This window comes from Aquimarina algiphila, from assembly GCF_007489275.1.
Taxonomy (GTDB): Bacteria; Bacteroidota; Bacteroidia; order Flavobacteriales; family Flavobacteriaceae; genus Aquimarina; species Aquimarina algiphila.
In genome coordinates, this window is sequence record NZ_VLNR01000001.1 from 11,519 (window position 1) to 27,062 (window position 15,544).

General features: G+C 31.4%; 12 protein-coding genes. 6 read left to right on the plus strand and 6 right to left on the minus strand.

The window, feature by feature from the left end:
• Positions 1-11: 11 nt before the first annotated feature.
• The 3 genes from FOF46_RS00075 to FOF46_RS00085 are packed head-to-tail and all read right to left on the minus strand — an operon-like array spanning position 12 to position 3,109.
• Complete coding sequence (locus FOF46_RS00075) at positions 12-1,421, minus strand: leucine-rich repeat domain-containing protein (protein ID WP_143915045.1); 1,410 nt, start codon at positions 1,419-1,421, stop codon at positions 12-14.
• Positions 1,418-2,131 carry a LytR/AlgR family response regulator transcription factor gene (locus FOF46_RS00080; RefSeq protein WP_143915046.1) on the minus strand — a complete coding sequence of 238 codons (714 nt, stop codon included), beginning with the start codon at positions 2,129-2,131 and terminating at the stop codon, positions 1,418-1,420. Before FOF46_RS00080 ends, FOF46_RS00075 begins: the two co-directional genes overlap by 4 nt.
• Complete coding sequence (locus FOF46_RS00085; protein ID WP_109437429.1) at positions 2,132-3,109, minus strand: sensor histidine kinase; 978 nt, start codon at positions 3,107-3,109, stop codon at positions 2,132-2,134.
• Positions 3,110-3,336: 227 nt separating this feature from the next.
• On the opposite strand from FOF46_RS00085, the gene FOF46_RS00090 reads away from it, so the two are divergent.
• From FOF46_RS00090 to FOF46_RS00100, 3 genes are read left to right on the plus strand one after another with little or no spacing between them, the layout of a single operon-like run.
• Positions 3,337-4,659 carry a serine hydrolase domain-containing protein gene (locus tag FOF46_RS00090; RefSeq protein WP_143915047.1) on the plus strand — a complete coding sequence of 441 codons (1,323 nt, stop codon included), beginning with the start codon at positions 3,337-3,339 and terminating at the stop codon, positions 4,657-4,659.
• A 33-nt stretch (positions 4,660-4,692) separates the two neighbouring features.
• Positions 4,693-5,553 carry an ABC transporter ATP-binding protein gene (locus FOF46_RS00095; protein ID WP_143915048.1) on the plus strand — a complete coding sequence of 287 codons (861 nt, stop codon included), beginning with the start codon at positions 4,693-4,695 and terminating at the stop codon, positions 5,551-5,553.
• 7 nt (positions 5,554-5,560) lie between these two features.
• Positions 5,561-7,108 carry an ABC transporter permease gene (locus FOF46_RS00100; RefSeq protein WP_143915049.1) on the plus strand — a complete coding sequence of 516 codons (1,548 nt, stop codon included), beginning with the start codon at positions 5,561-5,563 and terminating at the stop codon, positions 7,106-7,108.
• Positions 7,109-7,188: 80 nt separating this feature from the next.
• Here the strand turns inward: FOF46_RS00100 and FOF46_RS00105 are convergent, their stop codons facing one another.
• On the minus strand, positions 7,189-10,413 hold the full coding sequence (locus tag FOF46_RS00105) for a M14 family zinc carboxypeptidase (RefSeq protein WP_143915050.1): 3,225 nt from the start codon (positions 10,411-10,413) through the stop codon (positions 7,189-7,191).
• Positions 10,414-10,601: 188 nt separating this feature from the next.
• Positions 10,602-11,366 (minus strand): SDR family NAD(P)-dependent oxidoreductase, encoded by a 765-nt coding sequence (locus FOF46_RS00110; protein ID WP_235010990.1) that lies wholly within the window; start codon positions 11,364-11,366, stop codon positions 10,602-10,604.
• Between the two features lie 287 nt (positions 11,367-11,653).
• Here FOF46_RS00110 and FOF46_RS00115 point away from each other — a divergent pair, with 287 nt between their 5' ends.
• The gene (locus tag FOF46_RS00115) at positions 11,654-13,177 is read left to right on the plus strand and encodes an aldehyde dehydrogenase family protein (protein WP_143915051.1); all 1,524 of its coding nucleotides are present in this window, start codon (positions 11,654-11,656) and stop codon (positions 13,175-13,177) included.
• A gap of 11 nt (positions 13,178-13,188) precedes the next feature.
• Positions 13,189-13,557 carry a DUF779 domain-containing protein gene (locus FOF46_RS00120; protein ID WP_143915052.1) on the plus strand — a complete coding sequence of 123 codons (369 nt, stop codon included), beginning with the start codon at positions 13,189-13,191 and terminating at the stop codon, positions 13,555-13,557.
• Here the strand turns inward: FOF46_RS00120 and FOF46_RS00125 are convergent.
• Entirely contained in the window at positions 13,546-14,544 is a 999-nt protein-coding gene (locus FOF46_RS00125; RefSeq protein ID WP_143915053.1) for a YceI family protein, read from the minus strand. The genes FOF46_RS00120 and FOF46_RS00125 overlap by 12 nt on opposite strands.
• 114 nt (positions 14,545-14,658) lie before the next feature.
• Between FOF46_RS00125 and FOF46_RS00130 the strand changes: the two genes are divergently transcribed.
• The gene (locus FOF46_RS00130; RefSeq protein ID WP_109437438.1) at positions 14,659-15,543 is read left to right on the plus strand and encodes a winged helix-turn-helix domain-containing protein; all 885 of its coding nucleotides are present in this window, start codon (positions 14,659-14,661) and stop codon (positions 15,541-15,543) included.
• Position 15,544 lies beyond the last annotated feature (1 nt).

Sequence of the window (15,544 nt, forward strand, 5' to 3'; positions counted from 1 at the left end):
TTGATCTCGATTTAAAAATAAATCTTACAAGATTCTGGCAATAATTGTTTTATTTTCTGTTTCTCTTCTTCTGTAAGCTTATTATGAGTTATCTCTAGTCTTTTTAAATTCACTAAATGTTTAATCGTCTCTGGTAAATTTCTTAATTTATTTTTGTTAAGAATTAATACCTCTAAATTTTTTAAATTACCTATTAAATATGGAATGTTACTTAAGTTATTTTTACTTAGATCTAGTTCTTCTAACATCTCCATATCTTTTATAACTTCTGGAAAAACATCTAATTTTGTATCTGATAAATATATCTCCTCAAGTTTCGTTAGGTTTGTTAAAGATTGTGGTAAACTTTTTATACTATTTTCATTAAGCATCAAAAACTCCAAATTTTTTAGCTGACTAACTGCATTAGGAAAACTATCTAATTTTATATCCAATACATATAATTTCTTTAGTTTAGTGAGCTTTGCTAATGATTGTGGTAAAGTTTTTATCTTATTTTGATTGAGAACCAGAGTTTCTAAATTTTCTAACGTACTCACTACTTCTGGAAATTCTTTTAATTTATTTCTTTCTAAACCTATTGATTTTAAATTTGTTAGATTTTCAATAAATTCAGGAACAGTCTTTAGCCCTAACCCTCCAATACTAAGTGATTGCAAGGTTTTTAAATCTCCAATTACGGTAGGCAAAGCATCGAACTTATTATCTATTAAATATAGTCTTTTGAGACTGGTCAGATTTTTAAACGAATCCGGTAAATCGCGAAGCTTATTTTTATAAAGTTCGAGCATTTCCAGATTTTTTAAATTACCAATAGATTCTGGTAATCTTTTTAATTTATTTTTGTTCACCCTTAACATCTCTAATTCTGTAAGTTTCCCTATAGATTCAGGAAGATAAGTCAGTTTATTATTATGAAATTCTAACCAATATAAATGATTCAAACCCCCAATCTCTTTTGGTACATGGGTTATATTGTTATTTGCAAGATCAAGTGTTCTCAATTCTTTTAATCTCATCAAATATGATATTTCTTTTATTTTACCATGTGTAATTCTTAAATCTTTTAATTTGATGAGTTTAGTAAATGACTGCGGTATTTCTTTAAGGTTAGTTTCATAAATAAAGAATATTTCTAAATTGGTTAGCTCCCCTATTGATTCTGGTAATTCGCTAAGTTGGTTTCTAAATATTTTTAGATCTTTTAAATTGCTAAAAACTCCTATAGAATCTGGTATTACTGAGGGTTCCCATTTATCAAAACTTAAAGATTCAATATTTTCTTTATTCTCAAAAGCTCTTATTATATAACTAGGGTAAGTATCTTTTTGAGCATTAATATTAGAATACCCAAATAGTATTATTAAAATAGAAATCAATACCGTTTTTGTTATTTTTAAAAGATGTAATAATAAGATCATATCCCGTCTATTTTATCTAGTACTAGTTTTCTATATGATTTTCCTATAGGTAAAACCTTAGTACTATTAAGTATAAGTTGATTCCCTTCTATCAATTTTAATTCGTTGAAATTAATCACAAAAGATTTATGAATTCTAATAAAATTCTCTTTCGGGAGTTTCTCATAAAAATCAGATAATGTATTAGGGGTTAACACCATAGTATCAGTAAAAATCTTAATATAATTTCCATAAGCTTCTATATATTGAATGTCCTCAAAACGTATTTTTATGAGTCTCTTGTCACTTTTTACAAAAATAGCTTTAGGTAGTTCCTCTTTCTCTGAAATGATTTTTACATCATTTTCTACAGTATTCTTTTTTTGAGTTTTTAGTACTGCCTGTATAAAACGTTCTAATGAGAAAGGTTTTAACAAATAATCAGTTACCGATAATTCAAATCCCTCTAAAGCAAATTCTGGATACGCTGTTGTAATAATGACTTCTGGACGGTCTATCATCGTTTTCAATAAACTCAATCCTGATAATTTTGGCATATTAATATCCAAAAATAAAATATCTACCATTTGTTTCTGCAATAACTCCATTACCTCAAAAGCATCTTTACAAGATGCTATTAATTCCAAATTTGGGACTTGTCCAATATAATTTTCTAAGATCTGACGAGCAATAGGCTCATCATCTGCGATAATACATTTTAATAATTTCATTTAAAGTTGTAATGTTAATTGGACATTATATTCTTCCTCTCCTTCATTTATGTCAAGTATATACCTGTCTTGGTATATTAAATTCAAACGTTTTTTTGCATTTTCCAAACCGATTCCGCTTTTTCCTTGTTCTAAATCAGACTCAAGATTTTCAGATGTATCGATAGTATTTTTACAAATAAACATTAATTCCCTTTCATTAAGTTGCAAGTCAATCATTACTCTATTTTCATCTTTTTTAGAAACTCCCAAATGTTTAAATGCATTCTCTACAAATACTATTAATAGCATTGGGGCTATATATAAAGCTCCCGTATCAGAAGGAACATTTAGAACTATATTTGTTTTGTCTTCTAAACGTATCCGTTCTAAAGATATATAGTTTTGCAGATATTGAATTTCTTTTTGTAAAGGAACTACTTGTTCTTTAGTATCATATAAACTATACCTGAGTAAGTCTGATAATTTGAGCATCAAATCAGGTAATTTATTAGAATTTACTACAGATAATCCATACAAATTATTTAAAGTATTAAACAAAAAATGAGGATTTAATTGTGCCTTAAGTAATTTTAATTCAGCATCTTTTATCTCTTGTCTACGTATAAAACTGTCTTTAGCAATTTTTATAGCAGTGCTAAAAAGCAATGCCAAAATCATAACTGAAAATAGATTGTATAGCATACGCCATTCAAACTTTTCAAAATAATTACTCATAAAATATACAGCAATACTACTAAAAACAAATGCATTTAAACAGAACAACAATATTCCCAATAGTTTATTTTTTCTGTTAAACAAAGGAACTATTTTGAGATTGTTTATATATACTGGGAAAATCAAAAACAGTACAGCAAAAACAGCCGTAAGAAGTCTATTTTCTGCTTGTATAGACATCGCGAGTATTAACATGATAAAAATCCATACGACTATATTTTGTACAAATTTGTTATCTATAAATCGATCTAGTTTAGACATGTTTTTTATTTAATTGCTCCCAAAAATACTAGAAAATGTTTCGAAAACACTTATATTAATGATGAAAGGAAGTCTTTTCCTTGTGAACATATCTAATTTGCTGATTAAGGTCACTATCGAGATTTTACTCCTATTAATCATCAAAATCAATCCATTGGTCACTCTTTATTTTTTATGTATGGTTTTAACATGACTTTTGAAATGTATTAATTCAAAAATCAATCATTATGAAAACCATCCAAAATTTAATATTATATGTTATCCTTGCTTGTTTAGCCATATTCAATGCTATATCCGCTCAAGAACAAACCTTATCATCTATTACAAATAAATATACCACAAAACTTAAACAAGAAAACAAAGGGGTGGGAATTCTGATTAAAAAAAATAACAATACAGAAACGACAAGTCTAGGAAATTTTGATCTAAATGGTAATACCGTTTTTAATGTGGGGAGTGCTACAAAAACGTTTACCGCAATACTAATGCTACAAGAGGAGGAAAAAGGAACATTACAACTTACAGACAGTATTGGTGCTTATCTCTCTCCTATTAAAAATGTTGATGGTTCGCTTACCATTGAATCATTATTGAAACACCAAAGTGGTCTTGGTGAAATTGTTGGTAGAGATACTCGAGTGTATTTTTATGCTACCAAGGACTCTGTTTATCGTAAAAATGTATTAAATAAATTTCCAAAAAGTGATCCGTCAATGGTTGGTCATTATTCATATTGTAACTCTAACTATATTCTCCTTGGAAAAATTATAGAAAAAGTAACAGATAAGGACTACTTTGATTTATTAAGGGAGCGAATTTTTATTCCATTACAAATGGATGATTCTTATCCTTATGTCTCTAAAACAATTAAAAATCTAGCTCGACCATACGATAAAAACAAGGACGTATATGAGCTTTTGGATTATCGTTTTTTTGCTGATTATGCATTCTCTGCCGGAAGTATTGCTTCTACCCTTTTTGACATGGAAAAATTCTATACTGGTCTATTTGAAACTGAAATCCTTCTAAAAAAAGAAACCGTAAATAAAATGCTTCCTTCTGCAGAAGAAAAATATGGACTAGGGCTAATGTCCTATACTCATGATAACACAATACATTATGGTCATGGAGGAAATAACATTGGATACGCTTTTAGAAACACATATGATCCAACAACCAAAAACTTGGTCCTATTATTTAGTAACAATCGTAGTATTCCCTTCAAAGCATCCATACAAAAGGATATGTTAGATTATTCTAATAGTAAAAAAGTAACTACATCATTAAATCAAAATATAGTTGCTGATTTTAAAGATTTTGTGGGAGAATATAATCTGGTTGAAGCCAATGCAAAATTGGAGATCGTTGCAGAAAATAATGAAATGTACATGCTCATTCAAGGCCAAAAAGTCCTTCTGGCCTATGAAGATATTAATACACTATATGATGTCAAAGTCGGTGTGAGATTACAAAGAAAACCAACAGATAAAAGCATCATCACCTTTAGACAAGATAGTTTTAAAGCAGAATTAAAAAGAGTAACCAAATAGTACATCTACACATTAACCTTAAAAATAGCAAAGATGAAATTAGATATACAAAACGTATCCAAAAAATACAGCGGAAAAAAATACGGATTAAAAGATTACAGCCTTAGTATTGAAAAAGGAATTCTAGGACTATTAGGTCCTAATGGAGCAGGAAAATCCACGTTACTAAAAATGATTGCGACCATAAGTAAACCTACTAACGGGGCTATACATTTAAACAAAAACAATATTATTAAAGATCCAAACTATATGCATAAACAATTAGGGTATCTTCCGCAGGATTTTGGAGTATATCCAAACTTGAATGCTTATGAATTTCTTGAGTATATGGCCGCATTAAAAGGTATTGGAGGTACACAATTAAAACAAAGGATTGCTCTTTTATTAGAGGGATTAAATTTAACAGAAGTTGCAAAAAAACCTATAGGAAATTATTCTGGAGGTATGAAACAACGTATCGGAATTGCACAAGCATTGCTCAATCATCCTAAAATAGTATTATTTGATGAGCCTACTGTTGGTTTGGATCCAGAAGAACGTGTACGTTTTAGAAATCTAATCTCAGAATTAGCAAATGACTGTATCGTTATTCTGTCCTCTCATATTGTTTCTGATATTGATACCATTGCAGACGAAGTTGCAATAATGAAAGATGGGCAACTACTTACCAAAGCATCCCAAAATACAATTGTTGATTCGATTAAAGACAAAGTATATGAAACTACTATTACCAAAGAAGCAATATCTGGTTTTAGTGCTAACCATGTAATCTTAAATACAATTCGCAAAAAGGAAAATATTATCGTGCGTTATATTTCCGAGGAAAACCCAAAAGATAGCAAACTATGTCAAGCAACCCTTGAAGATGCGTATCTATACCTAACTAAAAGATAATAAAGACATGAAAAAGTTTATAATCTTACTAAAATCTGACTATCTGCAACGAACGCGTAGTTATCCATTCCTAATTACATTATGTATTAGTTTAGCCATAGCGTATACTTTTATTCCACCTCCTGATGCTACGTATTCTACCATACGTATTGGTGATTATCAAGGTTACTATAACTCAGAATGGATCGGCTATGTAACCGCTATAATGACAAGCATCTTTCTTTCTCTAGTAGGATTTTATTTGGTTAATAGTGGAATTAAAAAAGATATATCCAGTAAAATAGGACAAATTATAGCAACTACTAAGATTTCTAATTTTCAATACCTATTATCTAAAGCCATTGGAAACTTTTTAATCCTGTCTACAATCGCGTTCATTATATTTATAATGAGTATTTTACTTTTTTTTATATACAGTACTGGTTACCCTTTTAAAATACTCCAGTTTATTATTCCTTACGCCGTTATAGTACTACCTTCGTTACTCTTTATTTCTGTACTAGCAGTTTTCTTTGAAGTTTTTTTAGGACGTATTCCCGTACTACAAAATATACTATTTTTCTTTCTTTTTTCACTAATACTGGTTAATGACAATTTCGGAACCAAAGAATTTGGATGGGATATCTTTGGCACCAGAATTATTCTGGACCAAATGGAAGAATCAGTGCGGGAAATTTCAAATATAGAGAATACATCAGGGTTATCTATTGGATATGCTTTGGGAAATATTTCAAAAACCAAATACTTTCCTTTTGAAGGAATTCATTTTCCCGGATCATTTCTTCTAAGCCGATTGGCATGGATGGGATTAGGTCTGTTTTTATTAGGTTTTGCTTCTATATTTTTTCATAGATTCAAAATTAAAGAACGTTTTCAACCCAAAAAGATAGAAAATGTATTAAAAACTGTGATTAAAAGTGATATTAATATTTCGAAACTACCAAAAATTGAAAAGTCTTTCATGGTTTTACCATTAATAAAAACCGAATTTGTATTGCTTGTAAGAAGCGGACATAAATGGTTATGGGTACTTAACATCATAGGAGTGTTATCGCTTTGTTTTGCTCCTCTATCTGTCGCACATCAAATCATATTACCTATACTTTGGTTTCTTCAGGTAAGCAGATGGTCTTCTTTAGTAACCAAAGAAAAAAACTTTAATACACACTTCTTTACTTTTGCTTCGTACCGACCACTTAGAAGACTTCTTCTATCTCAAGTGATATCAGGGATTTTATTAGCGCTTTTATTAGCCACGCCATTGCTGGTAAGGTATTTGATACTGCTTGATTTTGCTCATATTACAACGATTTTATTAGGAGGTGTATTTATTGTTTCTCTTGCAGTTGTATTAGGAATTTTAAGTAATGGAAAAAAATTATTCGAAATCATATTTTTTATGCTTACTTATACCAACATTAATGCTATACCATTTACAGATTACTATGGAGGATTACATCATCACCATGCATATCTTATGGCAATAACCATAGTCTCAGCTTTTCTATTAATCGTGAGTTATACTATTAGAAGTATAGAGCTAAAAAAAATATAAATAGTGATACTAAGAAAATTAAAAAGCTTCCGAAACATATGCTTTCGGAAGCTTTTGATATTATGTATATATATTTAAAATTATTTATGAATGATAAATCTTTTTGCAATAGTCTTTTGACCTGTATTTACTTCTAAGATATACATTCCTTCAGGTAAATTTGTCACATTAATACTGTCTTCTGATAACTTATCCCTCATCACAGTTTGACCAATATAATTTACAATTCTAAACGCTACATCTTTCTGATCTATACCTTTTATAAATAGTACACCTTGCTCTATCGGATTTGGATACAAAAACATATCATTCATTCCTAATTGAGTAAGGTTATTCTCTTTAGAAAGGGTTGACGTACCAATATTTATTGTATAGTCTTCTACTTCTCCATAGGTAAATGTATCACAAGCTCCTGAAGCTGTACTATATTTCATAGATACTCTCATTCTGGTATTACCCGAAGAAGCAGTATTAGGAACATCAAAATTAAAGGATTGATTAGCACTACTATTTGATGAATTCGAGACTATCTGTTCTGTAGTATCAAAAACACCATCTTGATTATAGTCTATCCAAACACTAAAATGTTCTCGATATGCTGTATTAGCAAATCCTGCACTTAATATAATGGTATTGGCTCCATAACCAATTGATCCTACCAAGCTTGTAAAATCTCCATAACCTCCATTGGCCACAGTTGAATTTGCAATACCTCCTATTTCAACATAGTCAATATATTCAAAGCTGACATTAGTTCCTGTAGAAGTACAATACGTAATTGTGGTTTCTACTGTGGTCACGTTAATAATATCACTTGATGAAGAAGTATTTCCTGCAGCGTCTCTGGCTTTAACTGAAAAAGTATATGCAGTGTTTGGTGATAAACCTGATACCACATGACTGGTTCCTGTAACCGTAGTAATGAGTGTTGTTCCTTGATATATTTCATATCCGGAAACTCCAATATTATCTGTAGATGCATTCCAGGAAAGGCTTACAGTAGTTCCTGTAATTGCTCCTGCAGTAAGTGATGTTGGTGTTGAAGGTGACTCAGTATCTGGTGCAGAAGATCGTATCACAAGGTTATCTATAGCCATATCACTTCTGAAACTTGATCCTGTAGTTCCTTTAAATTGTAATTTGATAACCGATCCGGCATAAACAGACAAATCAACTGATGCTTGATTCCAGGTATTTCCCGCATCTCCACTTTTTGTCCAGATTGAAGTATAATTAACACCATCATCTGTACTTGCTAAAACCTCCATGCTTCCCATATTAGATCCATACATATGATATCCAAATTCTAAAGAAACACCCGAAAGTGAAGTCAAATCAATACAAGGACTTGTAAGAAGTGCTATCTTATTATTAGAATTACCAGAAGCCTCTGTATACAGATAAAAAGAACCATCTTGTGCTGCAGAAGGACCTGTTGAAGATGAAGGTGTACCTCCAGAATCACGGGTCCAATCAATACCATCTCCAGTTTCATTGATCCATACTCCTATACCAGTTTCAAAACTCTCATTATAAGGAAAATTACTTATTCCTGTACAAGGTTGTGCGTCTGTAGTTGTAAAATTAATTAATGTTCCGTACGGAGAACTGGCTCCGCCTGCACAGTTACTTCTTACTTGCGCTTCATAAGCAGTAGAAAGTGTTAATCCTGTAATATTAATTGTATTCGTATCAGATGATAAAGTTGTCCAGTTTGTAGTTCCGGTCTCACGATATCTCACATCAAAAGTAGCTCCAGAATTAGCACTCCAACTTAGCGTAGCTGTTGTGGTTTGAATATTTGAAGCAACTAATCCAGTAGGTGCCACTCCCCCAATTGGTGTTAATTGAACATCTTTAATGACTGTAGCATAATCTGCTACGGTAACACCAGTTAATGTAACCGATTCATAGCATTCTGCTTCATATAAAATATCATATGTCCCCGCTTTTATTGGTCTATAATAATCTCCTTCTGGCAGTTCTGTAGGTACCCATGATTCATAACTCTCACGTCCTATTACAGTTACTTTTGCTTCGATAGGCTGGTTAGTAACGGCATCAGTAACCACGCCGTGTATCCCATAATTTACCTGTTTTAAAAATGCAATAAGAGCATCTCGATTATAATTCCAAAAATTTACCAACTGACTAGCAGCCGGGGTTTTATTATCTGATAACTCAACGGTTACTTCTCTTCCTTTATGATTATAAATCTGATAATCTTGTCTTCCTCCTTGTACTTCATACCAGGCAAAACCATTGGTAATTCCGTTATTCAAAGCATCAAAATATCCAGCAGGGCTATTAGCTTGACATAAATCTCTATATTCTTCAGAAACATGAATAAAATAATCCTGATCAGGGTGAGCTCCTGCATACGTATCCCAAGGATAATTAATCAATTCTATTCCCCCATGAAAATTAGCAGATAATACAAAATGTTTGGATGCGGCAAAATTCATGAAAGCAAGTGTTTCTATTTGATGTACATTACCATCCGGATTCACTCCATCATCTGGATCAGGATAATTTCTATTTAGATCCACATTATTTGCATTTCCTCTAGTTGCATTTGCTACAGATGTGTTATTTGGACTATTTCTATAGGTCCCATCTGGATTTGCTAATGGATTAATCCAAACTTCGTTATTATCAAGAAGATCTTTAATTTCTGCATGTTTTGGATGACTTGTATCCTTGTATGCATCAAGTAAATAATCAATTAGATTTAGCATCATTGGATATCCAGCAATTTCATCTCCATGCATAGAGGATGTATACATTACCCTTGGTTCTTGTTCATTAAGATCAACATTATCAGATAATTTTACAAATAATATGGATTTATCTCCTTCTGTTGTGGCTCCAATATTTTCTACTTTACACATAGAAGGATTATCGGTTGCAAACTCATTCATCATAGTTACATAATCAGCATATGTTGGATATGCTGTAAGCGGATAACTAGTTGCTTTCACTGCAAGATCAGAAGTCATTAATCTTTCTCCAACAATATTATCTTCTGTAGTAAGGGTAAAATTTATTTCTTTCTTTAAAAATGAAGAAAACTGATTTTTATTGGCCATTACTTTTACAATATTGTTAGCATCATCATAATGTACAATAGATAGTTCTTTGGTAATTGTGCTTAATTCTGCTTTGTTTTTTACTTCAAAGCTAAAAATTACTTCCCCCTTAATAGTAAGGTATTCGTTGGCGAGTTCTTTGTTACTTTTTTGTGCAACAAGAGAGATGCTCATGGTGCATGACACCAAAAGCACTAATAAGAATGTGTTTTTCATCGGTTTTAAGAGTGATTTAAATTGAGTTAATTATTGATTTAATAAAATGCGTAATAAATTGGTAATCTAAAGATACTATAAATTCAATAACAATTCAATAGAAACACCGATATCAAAGGAGTAATCACTCTTAAAACCAGCATTTTAGGATGTATTTATATTCTTTTTCTTTATTAAAACAACTGGACCTATCTAATATGGCTTCCTGCATTCATATCAATGGTTGCACCTGTGGCATGATCCATTAACCCCGAACACATCAATCCAATCAATGGGGTTAGATCTTTTGGTTTTGTAAGTTCATTAAGTGCAATTTCATTCAGAACCTTTTGTTCACCATGATTTGCAATAAAGTTTTCAGCCATTTGTGTACGTGTAAATCCGGGAGCAATAATAAAGGATTTAATGTTTTGTTTCCCAAAAGATCGAGCAATACTTCTGGCTAAGGAAACCATTCCTCCTTTGGAGGCTGCATATGCTAAGTATTCTTCTGTTTCTCCTCTAAATACTGCTCTACTTGCTATATATATAAATCTTCCTTCTCCATTTTTAATGAAGTGATCTATGCCTAATTTAGTAAGCAGCCCTACAGAGTTTAGATTAACATCCATAGTTTTTTTCCAGACCGAAAACCAATCCTTAGCATTCTTTTGAATAGAATGAGGTAGAAACACTGCCGCATTTAGTATAATAACATCAATTTTTCCAAATTCATGGCAAACATCATCAAAAAGTTTATAGATATCTTCTTCTATAGAAATATCAGCTCCAAAAGTTTTTGATCCTGTATGAGGATATAAGCTAACCAGCGTTTCGGCAGCTTTTTTATTCGTATTGAAATGTACAGCCACTCTTGCTCCCATTTTCATTAAAAACTCAGCTCCTTCTTTTCCTATTCCATTAGAAGCTCCGGTAACTAGAATAGTTTTTCCTTTCAAATCAATGTCTATCATTATCATATATGCTTTAGCTTGAATATAAAAATAAGGTAATTGTATAAAATTATTATAAAAGAGTAGTGTAATAATGTATCAACTAAAGGCAATAAAACACCTGTAAGTTTTACGTTCTGTTACTTAGTAATTCTTTTAAAAATATACAACAAAATATTAACGACAACTCGTTAAGCAGATTAATAAAAATACCGTATATTTAAGGATAGACCTCTTCTTGTCAACAAGTTACACCTTTAGACAAAATACACACATTTTTATTACTTAAAAACCTTAATTCTTAAATTATGAGTATCTCACAAGCATCTCCTAAAAGTAAAATGGAAAAACCCAACTTTAAAAGTCAATATGAAAATTATATTGGCGGAAAATGGGTAGCACCCGTAAAAGGGCAATATTTTGACAACATCTCTCCCGTTGATGGAACTAGTTTTACAAAAATAGCTCGTTCTACCAGTGAAGATATTGAACTGGCAATTGATGCTGCATGGTCTGCAGCTCCAGAATGGAATAACTCTTCAGTAACCTATCGTAGTAATTGTTTATTAAAAATTGCGTCAATATTAGAAGAAAATCTTGAAGTATTAGCTCGTGCAGAAACCTGGGATAATGGAAAAGCAATACGAGAAACATTGGCAGCTGATTTACCTTTGGCAATAGATCATTTTAGGTATTTTGCTGGTGTAATTCGTGCAGAAGAAGGTTCTGTAAGTGAATTAGATTCAAGTACAGTAAGTCTAAATGTTCAGGAACCTCTGGGAGTTGTTGGTCAGATAATACCGTGGAATTTTCCAATATTAATGGCAACATGGAAAGTTGCCCCTGCTTTGGCAGCAGGGAATTGTATTGTTCTTAAACCTGCAGAGCAAACTCCGGTTGGTATTATGCTTTTAATGGAACTAATTGAAGGTGTGTTGCCTGATGGCGTACTTAATGTAGTTAATGGATTTGGAGCTGAAGCTGGTAAACCTTTAGCGTCAAGCCCTCGTATAAATAAAGTAGCATTTACGGGTGAAACCACAACTGGACAACTAATAATGCAGTATGCTTCTAAAAACATTACTCCTGTTACTTTAGAACTTGGAGGAAAATCACCAAATATCTTTTTTGAAAGTATTATGGATGCTGATGATGATTTCTTTGATAAGGCGATTGAAGGTGCGGTTATGTTTGCCCTTAATCAAGGAGAGGTATGCACATGTCCATCCAGAATTCTAATACAGGAAAATATATATGACAAGTTTATAGAACGAGTAATAGAACGTACAGAAGCTATTAAACTAGGACATCCACTAGATCCTCAAACTATGATGGGGGCACAAGCGTCTAATGATCAATTTGAAAAAGTCCTTAATTATATAAATATTGGAAAAGACGAAGGTTGTGAAGTATTGACGGGTGGAGAATCTGCTTATATTGAAGGGCTGGAACATGGATATTATGTAAAACCTACATTACTAAAAGGTAATAATAAAATGCGTGTATTCCAGGAAGAGATTTTTGGTCCTGTAGCATGTGTAACTACGTTCAAAAATGAAGCAGAAGCAATTGAAATTGCAAATGATACACTCTATGGATTAGGTGCTGGAGTTTGGACAAGAGATACACATCAGGCTTATCAAATTTCTAGAGCTGTAAAAGCCGGACGTGTTTGGGTGAATTGCTACCATACATATCCTGCACATGCTCCTTTTGGAGGATATAAGAAATCTGGTATTGGACGAGAAAACCATAAAATGATGCTTAATCATTATCGTCAAACCAAAAATATGTTGATCTCTTATGATAAAAAAGCGATGGGCTTTTTCTAAAATTAGATAATATGATTTTACGTGTTAAGATTACCGATGCAGCAAAAGCTGTAATCGACACCCTTAGTACAGAACATGGAGAGTTAATGTTCCATCAGAGCGGAGGATGCTGTGATGGATCATCTCCTATGTTTTTCCCTAAGGGCGAATTAATGATTAATGAAACCGATGTATTACTTGGAGTAATTCATGGGTGTGATTTTTATATGTCTAGCGATCAATTTGAATACTGGAAACATACGCAACTTACAATAGATGTTATACCTGGCAGAGGAGCTAGCTTTTCTCTTGAAATTCCTATGGGAATAAGATTCGTAACAAAATCCCGAATCTTCACAGAAACTGAAATAAAAAAATTAGAGCCAGTTTTAACAGGATGACTTACCTGTTTCTGAATATAAAACCACATCGAATTCTATATCATCTGATATCATTTGATCAGTGAGGTGAATATGAAACCTTCCTGATGCATGGTTTATATCCCATCTGGTACGATTTATACTAAATTTAGATTTCAATATAGTTTGATTATTCTTATTTTCAATTTCTGCAATAAAATTAACTGGTTGCTTAATACCTTTTATGGTTAAGTTCGCTGTAATGTTAACTTTTGAACTAGTAATATATTCAATACCAATGATTTTTAATTTTGATATTGGATAAACATGTACTTCAAAAAAATCAGAATTTTTTAAGTGATCCACCAACATCTCGTTGTACTTACCATCAGTATTCACAATTGAATTCATATCAATGTAAAATTCTCCTCCAATGATTCTGTTATTTTCTGTGTAAAATTCTCCTTCTTTCAATTTTATTGTACCAAAATGATCTCCTGTTTTCAAAGCATAAAAGCCTCTCCAATTAATTGTACTGGCAACTGTATCAATAAAAACTTTGTTTTCTGCGACAAACTTATTTTTTTGTACGATATCTATTAATTCTACCTCATATACTAATGTTGAATCCGGATGAGGAAAAGTTATATTCCCCATTCTCTTACTGAGTTCTGGTGGAACAATTAATTTTCTAACCTCTCCTACTTTCATCCCCAATACTCCTTCATCAAGCCCCTTAATAACCTGATTACCTCCTACCAAAATTTTAATTGGGTTTGGCAAATTTCTAGAAGAAAAAACCAAAGAACCATTTATATATTTTGTAGTTTCATGAATATGTATTTCCTGTCCTTTTTGTACGACTCCTCCACTACCTTCTTTTAGAATTTTATATTGTAAACCAGAAGATGTTGTAATCATTCTTTTATTATCATCTGTATTATTGCCACATGATGTTACTATGACTAATAAACTTATCATAAGTAGTGCTATAAAATTCTTTATGTATTTTTTATGGGTTACTTTCATTTTTATGTTATTTTGTTTGAAGTTATTAATGAAAGTTAAATATAGAATTGGAGCTACCTTAAGCTTTTAAAAGGATTGTAAAAAAGTGTAACTTAAATGTAAAATTGATACTAATTGAAGTTTTTTAGCTATAATATCAAACAAAATCATAGAAAATTATTTGGGTTATTATTCATAATTTTTGGATCGTTAATTTTATCTGGTTTTTATCAAAAAGAAAACCCTTCTTATTTTTCTGAAAGAGTCAAAATTGCTTTGCGAGATATTGGTAATACATTATTACTTGCTGAGAATGATTCTACTTCTCTTATATTACCTGTAAAAGAGGTTAAGGATTATGAATATATTGTTTCTTTTCAAAACGAATTATATATCGAACCTGATGTTTTAGTTCATTCTATCAAATCCACTTTTAGTGCTTCTAACTTACCAGAAGATTATATAATTGAGGTAATTGATTGTAGTATCAAAGAGGTTGCTTATAGCTATCAAATTATGGGGCCAAAGGAAAATGATATTATTCCATGTTCTGGAAGAACACTACCTTCTAGTTGTTATAAAATACGGGTCCTTTTTTTAATAAAAGAATCCGCATCTGGTTCTAAAATATATCCAATTTCTGCTTTAGTACTTCTTTTGGTATCACTTTCAACAGGATTTATATTTTTTAGAAAAAAGAAGAATAATTCCATAAATGCTACAACCGGCATAGAATTAGGGAAATTTAAATTCTATTATGAACTACAGTTATTAAAAATAGAAAAAAGCCAAATAAACTTAACTTCTAAAGAGTCTGAAATTTTAAAGATCTTTAGCCAAAATCCTAATCAACTTATTAAAAGAGAACGATTGATTAAAGAAGTCTGGGAAGATCATGGGATAGTTGTTGGCCGTAGTCTGGATATGTTTATTTCTAAACTAAGAAAAAAACTAAATACAGATCCGTCTGTAAAAATAATCAATGTTCATGGGGTCGGATATAAAATTGAAATCTCATAAT

Bases quoted from the DNA above. Each gene is read 5' to 3' on its own strand.
- FOF46_RS00085 (WP_109437429.1), bottom strand. From the start codon at position 3,109: ATGTCTAAACTAGATCGATTTATAGATAACAAATTTGTACAAAATATA.
- FOF46_RS00100 (WP_143915049.1), top strand. From the start codon at position 5,561: ATGAAAAAGTTTATAATCTTACTAAAATCTGACTATCTGCAACGAACG.
- FOF46_RS00090 (WP_143915047.1), top strand. From the start codon at position 3,337: ATGAAAACCATCCAAAATTTAATATTATATGTTATCCTTGCTTGTTTA.
- FOF46_RS00075 (WP_143915045.1), bottom strand. From the start codon at position 1,421: ATGATCTTATTATTACATCTTTTAAAAATAACAAAAACGGTATTGATT.
- FOF46_RS00125 (WP_143915053.1), bottom strand. From the start codon at position 14,544: ATGAAAGTAACCCATAAAAAATACATAAAGAATTTTATAGCACTACTT.
- FOF46_RS00095 (WP_143915048.1), top strand. From the start codon at position 4,693: ATGAAATTAGATATACAAAACGTATCCAAAAAATACAGCGGAAAAAAA.
- FOF46_RS00080 (WP_143915046.1), bottom strand. From the start codon at position 2,131: ATGAAATTATTAAAATGTATTATCGCAGATGATGAGCCTATTGCTCGT.
- FOF46_RS00105 (WP_143915050.1), bottom strand. From the start codon at position 10,413: ATGAAAAACACATTCTTATTAGTGCTTTTGGTGTCATGCACCATGAGC.
- FOF46_RS00110 (WP_235010990.1), bottom strand. From the start codon at position 11,366: ATGATAGACATTGATTTGAAAGGAAAAACTATTCTAGTTACCGGAGCT.
- FOF46_RS00115 (WP_143915051.1), top strand. From the start codon at position 11,654: ATGAGTATCTCACAAGCATCTCCTAAAAGTAAAATGGAAAAACCCAAC.
- FOF46_RS00120 (WP_143915052.1), top strand. From the start codon at position 13,189: ATGATTTTACGTGTTAAGATTACCGATGCAGCAAAAGCTGTAATCGAC.